We start from the raw sequence: 15,192 nt of genomic DNA on the forward strand, positions 1-15,192 counted from the left end.
CATGGTAAACCGATCAATAACAGCAGGTTCCGGATAAAGCCAATCAGGAGGCGAGCCGTTCCGAACGCCCCTCCTCAGGCTCGATCCCAAGCTCTTTCAGCTTGCGATAGAGCGTCGAGCGGCCGATGCCCAATCGACGGGCGACCTCGCTCATCTGGCCGTTGTAATGCTCGATGGCGAGCTTGATCATCTCGCTCTCCACGTCGGCCAGAGGCCTTACATTTCCGCGATCGTCCAGCGCACGCACCAGCCCGAAACGGCCGCTCATGCCGGATTCCGCCTCGTCGCCGACATAAGGCGTCTCGTCTTCCGGGGCGCCGTCGTCTACCGGCAGGGTGCGATCGACAACCGAGGGCACGACCCTCCCCGCATCTGCCGTTTCCAGCGCCGATTCGTCTATGCCCTCGACCTGCGCCTTGATCTGCGGAAATTCGTCGGCCGTCAGAACACTGCCTTCGGCCAGCACCACCGCGCGGAAGATCGCATTTTCGAGCTGGCGGATATTGCCCGGCCAGTCATAAGCCTTGAGCATCGCCAGCGCCCCGGCGGAGATGCCGGTGATTCGCCCGCGCGCTTCGGCGGGCGCGACGCGCGAGATGAAATGCTGGACCAGCATCGGTATGTCCTCGCGCCGGTCGCGCAGAGGCGGAACTTGAATCGGGAAAACGTTGAGCCGGTAGAACAGATCCTCGCGGAACTCGCCGTCCTTCACTCGCTGGAGCAGGTCGCGGTGCGTTGCCGAGATCAGCCTGATGTTCACCTTCACGGTCGAACGCGCGCCGACGGGATCGACCTCGCCTTCCTGCACCGCGCGCAGAAGCTTTACCTGAACGTCGAGCGGCAGGTCACCGATCTCGTCGAGGAAGAGCGTACCGCCATTGGCTTCGACGAACTTGCCGGTGTGCTTTTCGGTTGCGCCCGTGAACGACCCCTTCTCGTGGCCGAACAGGATGCTTTCGACCAGATTGTCCGGGATCGCGCCGCAGTTCACCGTGACGAAGGGTTTGCCCTGGCGTTCGCTCGAACCCTGGATGGCGCGCGCGACCAGTTCCTTGCCGACACCCGACTCGCCCTCGATCAGGATCGGGATGTTCGATGCGGCGGCCTTGCGCGCGAGCTGGATGACGCGCTCCATGGTCGCACTACCGGTGACGAGGTCCTTGAAGGTGAGCGAACCGGCAGCACCCTTCTTGGCGCGCTTTGCCTCGCCTTCGTAGGCCTCGACCTTCATGGCGTTGCCGATAGCCACCTGCAGCCTGTCCGGCGAAGCAGGCTTGACCACGAAATCGAAGGCTCCGGAGCGCATTGCCGAAACGGCGGTGTCGATGCTGCCCTTTGCGGTCTGCACGATCACCGGCACATGGATTTCGCGCTCGCGCATGCGCTTGAGCACTTCGAGCCCGTCCACTCCGGGCATGACGAGGTCGAGAATGACGACTGCGACATCACGCCCACGCGCACCGTCCAGCACGTCGAGCGCGGCCTGCCCGCCATCGGCCACGAGCGTTTCGTGACCGAACTTCGAGACCGCCGCCTCAACGATTCGTCGCTGGACGGGATCGTCATCGACAATGAGTACGGGTCGGGCCATGGAACTTTCGCAGAATATCGCTAGGCTATAGGTGAACGAGTTGGATCAACATGGCACAGGCGTCTAAACAGGGCCTCAAGAAACCCGGTGAACGATTGCTTGCCGCTTCCCCTAAAACCTGAACGAATGATGAGAGCGGAGCTCGATGTCGTCTCTGGATACTGAACTTTTCTCCCTCCCCCGCCCGGTTTATGGCTTGAGCCAGGGCTCTGCCGCGCTGGATGGTCTGCCGGAGTGGAACCTCGCCGACCTCTATTCCGGCATGTCCGCGCCCGAACTCAAGCGCGATCTGGAGCGCGTCTCCAAGGACGCCATCGCGTTCGAGCAACAGTGGAAGGGCAAGCTCGCCGCACAGGCCGAGAAGGGCGCGGCAGGCTCGCTCGGCACCGCGGTGCGCGACTATGAGGCGCTGGAAGATCTGATGGGCCGCATCGGCTCCTATGCCGGGCTGCTCTACGCCGGCGACACTTCAGACCCGGCGCGCGCCAAGTTCTACGGCGACGTGCAGGAAAAGCTGACCGATGCCAGCGCCCACATGCTGTTCTTCACGCTGGAGCTGAATCTCGTCGACGATGCGGCGATCGCCAGGGCTCTCGATGCCGACCCGATCTTCGGCCACTACCGTCCCTGGGTGCTCGACCTTCGTCAGGACAAGCCCTTCCAGCTCGAAGACCGCATCGAGCAGCTTTTCCACGAAAAGTCGATCACCGGGCGCGGTGCGTGGAACCGTCTATTCGATGAGACGATGACCTCACTGCGCTTCCAGGTCGGCGACGAGACGCTGGCGCTGGAACCGACGCTCAACAAGCTGCAGGATCCCGACGGCGCGGTGCGCAAGCAGGCGGCTGACGCTCTGGCCACCACTTTCCGCGAAAACCTTCGCACGTTTACGCTCATCACCAACACGCTCGCCAAGGACAAGGAAATCTCCGACCGCTGGCGTGGTTTCGAGGACATCGCCGATTCGCGCCATCTCGCGAACCGCGTGGAGCGCGAGGTGGTGGATGCGCTGGCGACGGCCGTGCGCAACGCCTATCCGCGCCTGTCGCACCGCTACTACGCGATGAAGGCCAAGTGGCTCGGCATGGAGCAGATGAACCACTGGGATCGCAACGCGCCGTTGCCGGAGACGCCGCAGTCGGTGATCGGCTGGGAGGAAGCGCGCAACACGGTGCTGTCGGCGTACCACCTGTTCGATCCGCGCATGGCCGAGATCGCACGCGGCTTCTTCGACAAGGGCTGGATCGATGCGCCCGTTCGTCAGGGCAAGGCGCCCGGGGCGTTCGCGCACCCGACCGTGCCCTCGGCGCATCCCTACGTGCTGCTGAACTACATGGGCAAGCCGCGCGACGTGATGACGCTCGCGCACGAGCTCGGCCATGGCGTTCACCAAGTGCTGGCCGCGCGGCAGGGCGCGCTCATGGCGTCGACCCCCCTTACACTGGCCGAGACGGCTTCCGTGTTCGGCGAGATGCTGACCTTCCGCTCGCTGCTCGACCAGACGAGGGACCGCCGCGAGCGCAAGGCGATGCTGGCGCAGAAGGTGGAGGACATGATCAACACCGTCGTCCGCCAGATCGCGTTCTACGAGTTCGAGCGCAAGCTGCACACCGAGCGGCGGCAGGGCGAGCTGACCTCCGACCGCGTCGGCGAATTGTGGCTGGAGGTGCAGGCAGAAAGCCTTGGGCCGGCGATCGGCATCCGCGAGGGTTACGAGACCTTCTGGGCCTATATCCCGCACTTCATCCATTCGCCGTTTTACGTCTACGCCTACGCCTTTGGCGACTGCCTCGTGAACTCGCTCTACGCCGTCTACCAGAACGCCGAGAGCGGCTTTCAGGAGAAGTATTTCGAGATGCTGAAAGCCGGCGGCACCAAGCACCATTCCGAGCTTCTCGCCCCGTTCGGGCTCGATGCCTCGGACCCGGCGTTCTGGGACAAGGGTTTGTCGGTCATCGAAGGAATGATCGACGAACTCGCTGCTATGGACGGCTGACAGGCGAAACGTCCGGCACCGGCGGAAACCATGCAGAGGCGACGGCACATAGCCCTTTTCCAGAACGATCTGGATGGGCGGGAGATGCTGTTCTCCGACCCGCGCGACATGATCGTCGCGTGGGAGGCGGACGAGTTCCTGCCGGCGCTGGCGCGGGTGGAGGAGGCACGCACAGCGGGCAGATGGCTTGCGGGCTACATTTCCTATGAAGCGGGCTACCTGCTGGACCCAGCGCTGGAAGACGCCCTGCCCTCTGACCGGCGCGCACCGCTGCTTTGCTTCGGCGTATTCGACGGGCTGGACGACGGGCCGGAGATGGCCGGCAACGAACTCACCAACGCCTTCATCGCCGACCCGCGCGCGACGTGGTCACAGGCCGACTATGGCCATCGTTTCGAACGACTTCACCGTCATCTGCGCGAGGGCGACTGCTACCAGGGAAACCTGACTTTTCCAGTCGAGGCCAAATGGGGCGGCGATGCGCTGGCGCTGTTCCAGAGCCTGCGGCGGCGCCAGCCGGTGCGGCACGCAGCCTTCATCGACCTCGACGGTCCGGTCGTGCTTTCCCGTTCGCCGGAGCTGTTCTTCGGCGTCAATCGCGACCGCTGGATCGAGACCCTGCCGATGAAGGGAACCGCGCCGCGCGGCACGACGAGGCAGGAAGACGAGGCGCAACGCGAGTTCCTGCGCAACGACCCGAAGAACCAGGCTGAGAACCGGATGATCGTCGATCTCCTGCGCAACGACATATCACGCATCAGCGAGGTGGGCACGCTGGACGTTCCCGAACTTTTTCGGGTCGAAACCTATCCGACCGTGCACCAGATGGTCAGCCTCGTACGGGCGCGCCTGCTGGACGGCCTCACCTTTCGCGACATTCTCGCAGCGCTGTTTCCCTGCGGCTCAATAACCGGCGCGCCCAAGATAAGCGCGATGAAGATCCTGCGCGCGCTGGAAGACCGGCCGCGCGACGTCTATTGCGGCGCCATAGGCTGGATGGCACCCGACGGCACGATGCGCTTCAATGTCGCGATCCGCACGATTTCCCTTTTCCCGGAAGGCCGTGCCGTCTTCAATGTCGGCGGCGGCGTGGTGTTCGATTCAACGGCCGACGGAGAATATGCGGAATGCCTTCTGAAGGGCCGCTTCGCGACGGGCGAGAAGCCGGCTTCCACCTGATCGAGACGATGCGTTTCGAGCCGGGCACCGGCATCGTGCGCCGTAGCCTGCATCTCGCACGGCTGGAGGATTCGGCGCGCACGCTGGGCTTCGTCTTCGACCGGCGCGAGATCGAACGCGACCTCGCTCGGCTTGAAGGCGAGCTTCAGGCCCTACGCGTGCGCCTGTCGCTGCAACCAGATGGAGGCGGCGCCATCGAGACACAGGCCTTCACGCCACTTGCTGCAGGGGCGGTGTGGACGGTCGTGATCGCCGCCACGCGGCTCGGCTCGAACGACCCGCTCCTGCGGCACAAGACCTCGCGGCGTTCGCTCTACGAGTCCGCGCGCCGGGAATTTGCGCCCGCAGAAGCCGACGAAGTGATCCTCACGAACGAGCGGGGCGAAATTTGCGAAGGCACGATCACAACGGTATTCGCGCGGATCGACGACGGCCCGCTGGCGACGCCTCCGCTTGCAAGCGGGCTTCTCGCAGGTGTGCTGCGCGCCGAAATGCTGGCTGCCGGAAAGGCACGTGAAACCGTTCTGCATCGGGCCGATCTCGAACGCGCGCAGGAAATCTTCGTCGGAAACTCCCTTCGCGGCTTGATACCGGCAAGGCTGAGACGCGAAACTGGCGCATGAGCATCGCCCACACGCCTTATGACGGATCGTCGAAGCCCTTCACCATCGGCCTCAGGCCCCTGCCGCTCGGCGAATGGATCGAGGTCGATGCGAACCGCGATGCCCATCTGGCCGAGAAGCGCAGGCTGTTTGCCGAGCGTCCCGCCGACGTGTTCGCGGAAGAACCGGAGACGCAAGCGGCCCAGCGTGAGGTGCTGGAGCTGTTGCGCGACCATCTCGCCAACCATTTCCCGCATCTGCTGGAGACAGGGGCAGATCCCGCCGAACCGCCGCTGAAAACCGCTTCCCTTATGGTTCAGGAGGATTTCGTCCTGATGCGGCGTGGCGACGACGGATGGCGCCTGGCGGCGGCCTCCTTGTGCTTTCCATCCTCGTGGTCGCTGGCCGAGAAGTTCGGCAGGCCGCTGGCCGACATCCACCAGCCCGTGCCGCAATTCGGGCGCGCCACCCGCAATGCAAAGCTGATCGAGCGCATGTTCGACAAGCTTCAGGGCCAGCTCGTCATCCGCTGGAACTGGTCGCTGCAAAACAACCCCGACCTCTATCATCCGCTCTCGGGTACGCAGCGCGACGAACGCGCCATCGAGCGGCCCTCACGGTTTCCCGGCGACGACGCGGCGGCGGCCGCCTTCATCCGCGTCGAGCGCCAGACGCTGCGCAAGCTGCCGCTCTCCGGCGACATTCTTTTCACGATCCGCATCCATCTCGACCCGCTGAAAGCGCTGCGCAAGCATCCTGACAAAGCGGTCGTCGCCGCCTCGCTGGCCGAACAGCTTCTGGAGCTGGACCAGCACCAGCTCGACTACAAGGGGCTGACCGCTGACCGCGATCGGCTGGTCGCGTCCCTTCGTGCCATGGCGGCGCTGGAGGGAACGGCTTCGGCGCCGCCGTGTTGATTGTGTCATGGTTCCGTGGTTTAGCCCGACCGTAATATCCAGCCGGGAGCTTTCCAGATGACCGACTACGCTTATCCCATTCATGGCGACATCACCGGTCCCGTCGTCATGATCGGCTTCGGCTCCATCGGGCGCGGCACGCTGCCTCTCATCGAACGGCACTTTCGTTTCGACCGCTCGCGGCTGGTGGTGGTGGAACCGCGCGAGGACCGAGGCGACCGCCGCATCATCGCCAGCCACGGCGCCAAGCACTTAAAGGCGCATGTGACGCGGGACAACTACCGCGAACTGCTGACGCCGCTGCTCACCGCCGGCGAAGGTCAGGGTTTCTGCGTCAATCTCTCCGTCGATACCGGCTCGCTTGACCTGATGAAGCTGTGTCGCGAACTCGGCGTTCTCTACATCGACACCGTCGTCGAGCCTTGGCTGGGCTTCTACTTCGACAAGGATGCCGACAACGCCGCACGCACCAACTATGCGCTGCGCGAGACGGTGCGCGAGGAAAAGCGCCGCAACCCCGGCGGCACCACCGCCGTCTCCACCTGCGGTGCAAATCCGGGCATGGTGTCGTGGTTCGTCAAGAAGGCGCTGCTGAACCTCGCGACCGATCTCGACATCGTACACGAAGAGCCCGAGACAGAGGACCGCGCAGGCTGGGCCGCACTGATGCGCAAGGTCGGCGTCAAGGGCATCCACATCGCCGAGCGCGACACGCAGCGCACCAAGAACCCGAAGCCGCTCGAGACCTTCTGGAACACATGGTCTGTGGAAGGCTTCATCTCGGAAGGGCTCCAGCCCGCCGAACTCGGCTGGGGCACCCACGAAAAATGGAAGCCTGACAACGCGCGCGAACACACTAGCGGCAACAGGGCGGCCATCTATCTCGATCAGCCCGGCGCGAACACCCGTGTGCGTACATGGTGCCCCACGCCGGGGCCCCAATACGGCTTCCTTGTCACCCACAACGAGGCGATCTCCATCGCCGATTTCTTCACCGTGCGTGACGACAAGGGCGAGGTCGCCTATCGCCCGACCTGCCACTACGCCTACCACCCGTGCAACGACGCCGTACTTTCGCTGCACGAGATGTTCGGCGCGGCCGGCAAGGCGCAGCCTGTTCAGCATGTGCTGGACGAGCACGAACTTGTCGATGGCGTGGACGAGCTGGGCGTCCTTCTCTACGGCCACGGCAGAAATGCCTACTGGTACGGTTCGCAGCTCTCGCTGGAAGAGGCGCGCGGCCTCGCCCCCTACCAGAACGCGACCGGCCTTCAGGTCACGTCGGCGGTGCTCGCCGGAATGGTATGGGCGCTCGAGAACCCGGAAGCCGGGATCGTAGAGACGGACGAGATCGACTACCGACGCTGCCTTGAGGTGCAGATGCCTTATCTCGGCCCGGTCGAAGGCTATTACACGGACTGGACGCCGCTCGAGGGGCGGCCCGGGCTCTTCCCCGAAGACATCGACACGAGCGATCCCTGGCAGTTTCGAAACATTCTTGTTCGTTAGGCGTTGTTCGACAGAGGGGGGAACGTACCCACCTTGCTTTCGCCCCGGAAAACGGCGAATGAGATTCCAGTCGTACCGACAAGAGGACTATCGGCATGATGAATGCGGGCAAATTTCGCGCAGCCGCCGCGACGACAATGGTATTGGCGCTGGCAGGCTGCCAGATGGCGGGCGAGCCGCCTATGCGCAATCGCCCGATGACGCCGCCGCCCATGCAGCAGAGCGGCTTCGAGGGCGACTGGGTCAGCACCGACGGCGTAGCGCTCTCCCGCTTCACCAGCGGCAGGTTCGAGACGCTGGCGACCGACACCGGCAACAAGCTGGCTGAAGGCAGCTACACCCAGTTGAACCCGACCACGGTTTCGATTTCCGTCACCTCGCTCATCCGGCAAACGACCACGCAGGTCAATTGCGCGATGGTCACGCAGACGCAGCTCAACTGCACCAGCTCGGCCGGCCAGCAGTTCTCGCTCATCCGGCGCAGCGCCGGCACGGCCTGATCCGGCTTTACGCCGGCGGCGTTCCTCCCTGCGCCGCCGGAAGCCACCTTGCACATTCCGCATCGCTGCTGCGATAACCGTTTCTGCGGGATTTAGGGAGGAACGATGGCCGCACATTTCGACGCGCTCGAACATCGGGCGCCTGAGCAGCGCGAGGCCGATCTGTTCTCGCGCCTGCCCGGCTTTCTCGCTTCCGCAATGCGCGACGCGCCGGGCCTGGGCCGCTGGTTGGCCGATCTCGATCCGGCATCGGTGACATCTCGGTCGGCATTCGCCAGACTGCCGATCCTGCGCAAGCCAGAACTCATGGAAATGCAGGCGAAGGAGCCGCCCTTCGGCGGTTTCGCCAATCCCGCGCACCTGACGGGCGGCCGCGTGTTCATGTCGCCCGGCCCGATCTGGGAGCCGCAGGGGGTGGGGTCCGATCCGGGCCGCTCGGCCCGCGCCATGTTTGCTGTCGGCATCCGCCCCGGCGACATCGTCCACAACAGCTTTTCCTATCACATGACACCCGGCGGCTTCATCATGGACGAAGGCGCGCGCGCGCTGGGATGCACCGTGTTTGCCGCAGGCACGGGCAACACCGACATGCAGGTCGACGCGGCCGCCGCACTCAAGCCGGCCGTCTATGCCGGCACGCCCGATTTCCTCAAGGTGATGCTCGACCGCGCCGCAGAAACCGGCCGCAACCTGTCGTCCTTTAGGCTGGGGCTGGTGTCCGGCGGGGCGCTTTTTCCCTCGCTGCGCGACGAATATTTCGCGCGAGGCGTCAAGGTCTACCAGTGCTACGCCACCGCCGAGTTCGGGGTCATCGCATATGAGAGCGCCGGCGACGGCGGCACGCCCAACCCCGGCATGATCGTCAACGAGGACCTGATCGTGGAGATCGTGCGCCCCGGCACCGGCGACCCGGTACCTGAGGGCGAGGTGGGCGAACTGGTGGTCACCAGCCTGAACCCCGCCTATCCGCTGGTACGCCTGGGCACCGGCGACCTGTCGGCGATCCTTCCCGGCCGCTCACCATGCGGCCGCACGGGCACGCGTCTCAAGGGCTGGATGGGCCGTGCCGACCAGCGCACCAAGGTCAAGGGCATGTTCGTCGACCCCAGGCAGATTGCCGAGGTGCTGGCACGCCATCGCGATGTGGTGCGCGCGCGTCTGGTGGTGACGCGTGACGGCGCCCGCGACGCCATGGCGCTGCATGTCGAGGCAGCACCCGGCGCAGCGCCCGACACGAACGCCATCGAGGCCTCGCTGCGCGACGTCACCAAGCTGGGCGGCGCGGTGCTGCTCGCGGAGCACGGTTCTCTGCCGAACGACGGCAAGGTCATAGCCGACGAGCGCGACTACGCCGGTTGATCCCCGTCAAGGTGCGGCAAGCAGGACACTTGCATTGCGGAGGCCAAGGACTAGTTTCCGGCCACCTGCAAGGAGTTGCCCGGCATGAACATCCAGACGGCGATCGACAGTGACAAGGCAAAGGCGGTTGGCCCCCTCCCCGCCGGCCATCCGCCCGTGCGACAGGGGCGCATCGGCGTGCTTTTGAGCAACCTCGGCACGCCCGACGGAACGGACTACTGGTCGCTGTGGCGCTACCTGCGCGAGTTCCTGTCGGACCCGCGTATCATCGAGCTCAACAAGGCGATCTGGTATCCGATCCTTTACGGCGCGGTGCTGACGACACGGCCGCAGAAGGCGGGTGCGAACTACGCCAAGATCTGGAACCGCGAAAAGGACGAGTCACCGCTGCGCACGATCACGCGCAGCCAGACCGAACGGCTGGCGGCCGCCTTTGCCGATGACGACCGGGTGGTGGTCGAGTGGGGGATGCGCTACGGCAATCCCTCGATCGAGGGTGCGGTCGAACGGCTGACAGCGCAGGGCTGCGACCGCATCGTCTTCTTCCCGCTCTATCCGCAATACTCCGCCACGACGACGGCCACCGCCAACGACCAGCTCTATCGCGGGCTGATGAAGATGCGGCGGATGCCGACGGTGCGTTCCGTGCCGCCTTACTACGACGAACCTGCCTATATCGAGGCCCTGGCTCGTTCGATCGAAACGCACCTGACGAAGCTGGATTTCGAGCCGGAGGTGATCCTCGCGTCTTACCACGGCATCCCGAAATCCTATTTCGAGAAGGGCGACCCGTATCACTGCCACTGCCTCAAGACGACGCGCCTCCTGCGCGAGCGGCTTGGAATGGACGAAAAGCGCCTGATGACGACTTTCCAGTCGCTGTTCGGCAAGGCCGAATGGATCAAGCCATACACCGACAAGACGGTGGAGAGGCTGGCTTCGGAGGGTGTCAAATCCATCGCCATCGTGAACCCCGGTTTTTCCGCTGACTGCATCGAGACGCTGGAAGAGATCGACGGCGAAGTGCGCGAGGTTTTCATGCGCGCAGGCGGCGAGAAGTTCGCGCACATTCCGTGCCTGAACGATAGCGAAGACGGCATGGCGATGCTGGAGCAGCTGGTGCGCCGGGAACTCGCCGGCTGGTTGTGAAGCCTGCCCGCCTGTCATTGTAACATCGGGCAAACACCCTTAAGTCTGACCTGAACGAACCGGCGCGCGGCGCAGCCGGATTGGCATAGCGATGGAGGGCACCATGCCGTTTTCTGGCTTCGACATTCTCATTCCGGTTCTGGTCGTTCTCGTCCTTTTCCTCATCTTTGCGGGGATCAAGACGGTACCGCAGGGTCACAACTACACCGTCGAGCGCTTCGGCCGCTACACGCGTACGCTGACGCCGGGCCTCAACCTCATCGTCCCGTTCATCGACCGCGTCGGCGCGCGCATGAACATGATGGAACAGGTGCTCGACGTTCCGACCCAGGAGGTCATCACCAAGGACAACGCCATCGTGTCGGTCGATGGTGTCGCCTTCTACCAGGTGCTCAACGCCGCCCAGTCCGCCTATCAGGTCTCGGGGCTGGAAAACGCCATCCTGAACCTGACGATGACCAACATCCGTTCGGTCATGGGCTCCATGGATCTCGACGAACTGCTGTCCAACCGCGATGCGATCAACGACCGCCTGCTGCGCATCGTCGATGATGCCGCGAGCCCCTGGGGCATCAAGATGACGCGCGTCGAGATCAAGGACATCAACCCGCCCAAGAACCTCGTCGACTCGATGGCGCGCCAGATGATGGCGGAACGCGACCGGCGCGCGGAAATCCTCGTGGCCGAAGGCCGCAAGCAGGCCCAGATCCTCGAGGCGGAAGGCCGCAAGGAAGCTGCTTTCCGCGACGCCGAAGCCCGCGAGCGTGCGGCGGAAGCCGAAGCGCGCGCGACGCAGATGGTGTCGGAGGCCATCGCCAAGGGCGACGTGCAGGCGATCAACTACTTCGTCGCCCAGAAGTACACCGAGGCGATGGCTGCAATCGGCTCGGCCACCAACAGCAAGATCGTGCTGATGCCGCTTGAGGCATCCTCGCTGATCGGTTCGCTGGGCGGCATCGGCGCCATAGCCAAGGAAGTGTTCAGCGAGGACGCGCAGCAGATACGCACACAGCGCGCGGCCGGCCGCACACCCACGGTTTCGCCGGATCAGTCGCGCTAGTCCGGCTGCGTCGGACGGTTCTGGAGGTTCGTCATGATAATGGATTGGCTCTCCCAACTCGGTCCGTGGAACTGGATGGTGCTGGGCGCCGTGCTGCTGACGCTGGAGATCGTCGCCCCTGGCGCCTACCTGCTGTGGCTCGGGATCGCCGCCGTCCTGACCGGCACGCTGTCGCTCCAGCTTTGGGAGAGCGCGGCGTGGGTATGGCAGGTGCAGGTGCTTGTGTTCCTGGCGCTGTCGATCGCCTCCGTGCTCATCGGCAAGCGGTTCTTCCCCAACAGCAGCCCTGACGACACCGACCAGCCGCTTCTGAACCAGCGCGAACGCCAATTGATCGGGCGCACCGCCACGCTTCAGGAGCCGATCACGGAAGGCTATGGACGTATCCGGCTCGGCGATACGCTGTGGCGCGTAAACGGACCGGATTTGCCCGCCGGTGCCCGCGTCCGCGTCGTGGCCGCCGAAGATGGCCATCTAAGGGTGGAAGCGCTTTAGGCAGCGCCTATCCTGAGCAGGTCGTGCAGGTGGACGAGGCCTACCGGCTTCCTGTCTTCCACCACCATGACCGAGGTGATCGACGACGCATTGACCATTTGCAGCACCGCACCGGCCAGTGCATCGGCGGGCACGCATTTGGGCTGGCGGGTCATCACATCCTCGACGGTCATTGACAGCAGATCCGCACCGATGTGACGGCGCAGGTCGCCGTCGGTGATGATGCCTTCCAGCGTACCGGAGGCACCCACTACGGCAACACAGCCGAATCCCTTGCGCGAGATTTCCAGCACCGCCTCGCGCATGCCGGTTCCCGCCTGCACAAGCGGCAGCTTCTCGCCGCGATGCATGATCTCGCCGACCTTCACGAGGCTAGCGCCCAGCTTGCCGCCGGGATGGAAGGTGCGGAAATGGTCGGGCGTGAAGCCTCTCGCTTCAAGCAGCGCCACGGCCAGCGCGTCCCCGATAACCAGTTGCATCATCGTGGAGGTCGTGGGCGCCAGCCCCAGCGGGCAGGCTTCGGCCGCCTTGGGCAGTCCGATGACGACGCTCGCCTCGCGCGCCAGCGCCGAATCGACCCCCGAGGTGATGGCGATCAGCGGTATGGCGAACCGGCTGGCATAGGCGACGATGGTCTTGAGTTCCGCCGTCTCCCCCGACCATGACAGCGCTATGATGGCGTCGTCAGCGGCGATCATGCCGAGATCGCCATGGCTCGCCTCGGCTGGGTGCACGAAGAATGCGGGCGTGCCGGTGGAAGCGAGCGTCGCGGCAATCTTCGAGCCGATGTGCCCGCTCTTGCCGACGCCGGTGATGATGACACGGCCGGTGATGCCGCCGATGATCTCGACGGCTTGCGCAAAGACCTCGCCCAGCCCGTTGTCCAGCGCGCCTTCCAGCGCCGTCAGCCCGCTCATTTCGGTACGCACGGTGCGCAGCGCCGACGCGATCGCCGAGCTTCTGTCCACTGGAGCGCTGATTGCCTTTCTGTGCATGCGCAAGCGCTTAGCGCTTCCGCGTTGTCATGTCCATCGCGACGCGAGCGCAAGGCGAATGGCGGGCGGGTCAATCATCCGTTAACCATCGCTGTTTACGGTCCGGTAAAGTTTCGCGCTTCCCGCGCCACACCGATCGGGCGACGATGGCACCAGTTCCGCCGCACAGACAACGGATGCAGCGTTGCGCAAGCGCGCTTGCGCTTGCCGCGGCCGGCGTGTTGCTGGCGGGCGGCGATGCATTCGCGCAGATGCGGGACGGCCTGCGCGGCGAGGTGCAGGAGACGGCGATCACCACCGATCTTCTGGGCCGGTATCCGCGCACGCTGACGAACACGTCGCCTCTCGACGGGTCGACCTCTCTTGTCGAGGAACCGGCCGCACGCCGCTACAGCCCTGTCAGCAGCGGCGCGATCGACGATGACGCGGCACCCGCTCCGACTTCCGGCCTGCTCGGCGACGGGCTTGCCCAAGGCGGCGCGCAGACGGGAGCCGAACCCGTGACACGCACAGGCCGGAGCGGGGCGGCAAACCCAGGCGAGAGCGCGCCGACCGCCAACGCGGCAACCGATGAAGATTTGACCACCGGCACGGTGCGGGCGGCCCCGGTGGACGGTTTCGAGGAAGACCGCAGCACGCGGATCGGCCCCGACGGCGAGCGCGCGGGCGCCATCGACGCGCTTTCGCGAACGCCCGAGCCCAACCCCTATGGCCCGCTCGGCATGCGTGTCGGCACGTTCGAGCTGAACTCGACGCTGGAACAGGGGATCGGCTGGACATCCAACGCCAATCTGACGACCGAGGCGAGATCGTCGACCTATTCGGAGACCGGATTGCGCCTCAACGCGGTCTCCGACTGGTCGCGCCACAGCGCGCGCATCGACGGCGACGTTCGCTACAGGAAATCGCTCGGCGGCGAGGAGATTTCCGACGCGGAGGGTGGGGTCAACGGCGAGTTGCGGCTGGAGCTCGGAGACCAGTGGAACGCCTTCGCATCGGGCGGCTACCGGGTATCGCCCGAATCCGCCTCCTCGCCCTCGACGGTCACAGGGGCGGTCTCACGTCCCCTGCGCCATACGTTCACCGGCAGCGCGGGCCTCTCGCGCGATGTGGGCCGCGTGCGACTTGGCATGTATGGCGATGTCGCACGCAACGTCTATGGCGATGCTAGGCTCGAAAACGGCGACCGGCTTTCTCAGAGCGACCGCGATTCGACCTTGTCGACGCTGCGCCTGCGCACCGGCTACGAGATTTCGCCGGCGCTTCGCCCTTTTGTGGAGGCGGAGATCGGCCGGCGATCATACGACGAGGCGTTCGACCGCGACGGGTACGAGCGCTCGGCCGACCGATACGCCCTGCGCAGCGGCTTCGAGCTGGATATGGGCGAGAAGCTGCGCGGCGAGATCGCCGCCGGGTGGGTCAGCGAGCGGCCGGACGACGCCCGCCTCGACGAAATTTCCGGCCTGTCGCTTGCGGCGAACCTCGCCTGGTCTCCGGTCCACGGCACTACCGTCGAACTGAACGGGTCCACCGAAGTCGAAGGCTCAACGGTCGCCGGCAAATCAGGCTCGCTCTACCATTCCGGCAGTGTGTCTCTGACCCGCCAGTTGCGGCACAACCTAACCGGCAGCGTGCTGGCGGGCATCGGCTGGCGGGAATATTTCGGCCACGACGAAACCGACCTCGTGCTGCGCGGCGAGGCCAGCCTGACCTGGTGGATGAACCGCTATGCCGGCATTACCGGCCGCGCCAGCTACGAAAGCCAGCGCGGAACCTTGCCAGACCGCGACTACGACGCCACCAGCCTCTATCTGGGCATGACGCTGCAGCGCTGAGCGGC

General features: G+C 65.0%; 13 protein-coding genes. 11 read left to right on the plus strand and 2 right to left on the minus strand.

Annotation, left to right across the window (positions count from 1 at the left end; translation table 11 throughout):
• Positions 1 to 43: 43 nt before the first annotated feature.
• Positions 44 to 1,591, minus strand: a complete 1,548-nt coding sequence (locus tag FY036_RS20040) for a sigma-54-dependent transcriptional regulator (protein ID WP_148916533.1) — start codon at positions 1,589 to 1,591, stop codon at positions 44 to 46.
• Positions 1,592 to 1,787: 196 nt separating this feature from the next.
• Here FY036_RS20040 and FY036_RS20045 point away from each other — a divergent pair, with 196 nt between their 5' ends.
• The 10 genes from FY036_RS20045 (at position 1,788) to FY036_RS20090 (ending at position 12,357) form a co-directional block, all read left to right on the plus strand.
• Positions 1,788 to 3,587: a M3 family oligoendopeptidase gene (locus FY036_RS20045; protein WP_235897732.1), complete on the plus strand. Its 1,800-nt coding sequence runs from the start codon at positions 1,788 to 1,790 to the stop codon at positions 3,585 to 3,587.
• A gap of 30 nt (positions 3,588 to 3,617) precedes the next feature.
• Positions 3,618 to 4,766: an aminodeoxychorismate synthase component I gene (locus FY036_RS20050; RefSeq protein WP_148916535.1), complete on the plus strand. Its 1,149-nt coding sequence runs from the start codon at positions 3,618 to 3,620 to the stop codon at positions 4,764 to 4,766.
• The gene (locus FY036_RS20055) at positions 4,715 to 5,389 is read left to right on the plus strand and encodes an aminotransferase class IV family protein (protein WP_148916536.1); all 675 of its coding nucleotides are present in this window, start codon (positions 4,715 to 4,717) and stop codon (positions 5,387 to 5,389) included. Before FY036_RS20050 ends, FY036_RS20055 begins: the two co-directional genes overlap by 52 nt.
• Positions 5,386 to 6,285: a heme-dependent oxidative N-demethylase family protein gene (locus FY036_RS20060; RefSeq protein ID WP_148916537.1), complete on the plus strand. Its 900-nt coding sequence runs from the start codon at positions 5,386 to 5,388 to the stop codon at positions 6,283 to 6,285. The genes FY036_RS20055 and FY036_RS20060 overlap by 4 nt, the downstream gene beginning before the upstream one ends.
• Positions 6,286 to 6,342: 57 nt before the next feature.
• A complete protein-coding gene (locus FY036_RS20065) occupies positions 6,343 to 7,794 on the plus strand; it encodes a homospermidine synthase (RefSeq protein ID WP_148916538.1) in 1,452 nt (483 codons plus the stop codon).
• 98 nt (positions 7,795 to 7,892) lie between these two features.
• On the plus strand, positions 7,893 to 8,294 hold the full coding sequence (locus FY036_RS20070; RefSeq protein WP_148916716.1) for a hypothetical protein: 402 nt from the start codon (positions 7,893 to 7,895) through the stop codon (positions 8,292 to 8,294).
• A 105-nt stretch (positions 8,295 to 8,399) separates the two neighbouring features.
• Positions 8,400 to 9,653 (plus strand): phenylacetate--CoA ligase family protein, encoded by a 1,254-nt coding sequence (locus tag FY036_RS20075; RefSeq protein WP_148916539.1) that lies wholly within the window; start codon positions 8,400 to 8,402, stop codon positions 9,651 to 9,653.
• An 84-nt stretch (positions 9,654 to 9,737) separates the two neighbouring features.
• Entirely contained in the window at positions 9,738 to 10,802 is a 1,065-nt protein-coding gene (gene hemH, locus FY036_RS20080) for a ferrochelatase (protein WP_148916540.1), read from the plus strand.
• Between the two features lie 103 nt (positions 10,803 to 10,905).
• Positions 10,906 to 11,862: an SPFH domain-containing protein gene (locus FY036_RS20085; RefSeq protein WP_148916541.1), complete on the plus strand. Its 957-nt coding sequence runs from the start codon at positions 10,906 to 10,908 to the stop codon at positions 11,860 to 11,862.
• Between the two features lie 33 nt (positions 11,863 to 11,895).
• A complete protein-coding gene (locus FY036_RS20090; RefSeq protein WP_148916542.1) occupies positions 11,896 to 12,357 on the plus strand; it encodes an NfeD family protein in 462 nt (153 codons plus the stop codon).
• On the opposite strand, the gene FY036_RS20095 is transcribed toward FY036_RS20090, so the two are convergent.
• Positions 12,354 to 13,352, minus strand: a complete 999-nt coding sequence (locus FY036_RS20095; RefSeq protein ID WP_148916543.1) for a KpsF/GutQ family sugar-phosphate isomerase — start codon at positions 13,350 to 13,352, stop codon at positions 12,354 to 12,356. The genes FY036_RS20090 and FY036_RS20095 overlap by 4 nt on opposite strands.
• Positions 13,353 to 13,528: 176 nt before the next feature.
• On the opposite strand from FY036_RS20095, the gene FY036_RS20100 reads away from it, so the two are divergent.
• A complete protein-coding gene (locus tag FY036_RS20100; protein WP_148916544.1) occupies positions 13,529 to 15,187 on the plus strand; it encodes an outer membrane beta-barrel protein in 1,659 nt (552 codons plus the stop codon).
• Positions 15,188 to 15,192: the final 5 nt, after the last annotated feature.

It is taken from the genome of Neoaquamicrobium microcysteis, from assembly GCF_008180155.1.
In the GTDB taxonomy this organism is placed as follows: Bacteria; Pseudomonadota; Alphaproteobacteria; order Rhizobiales; family Rhizobiaceae; genus Aerobium; species Aerobium microcysteis.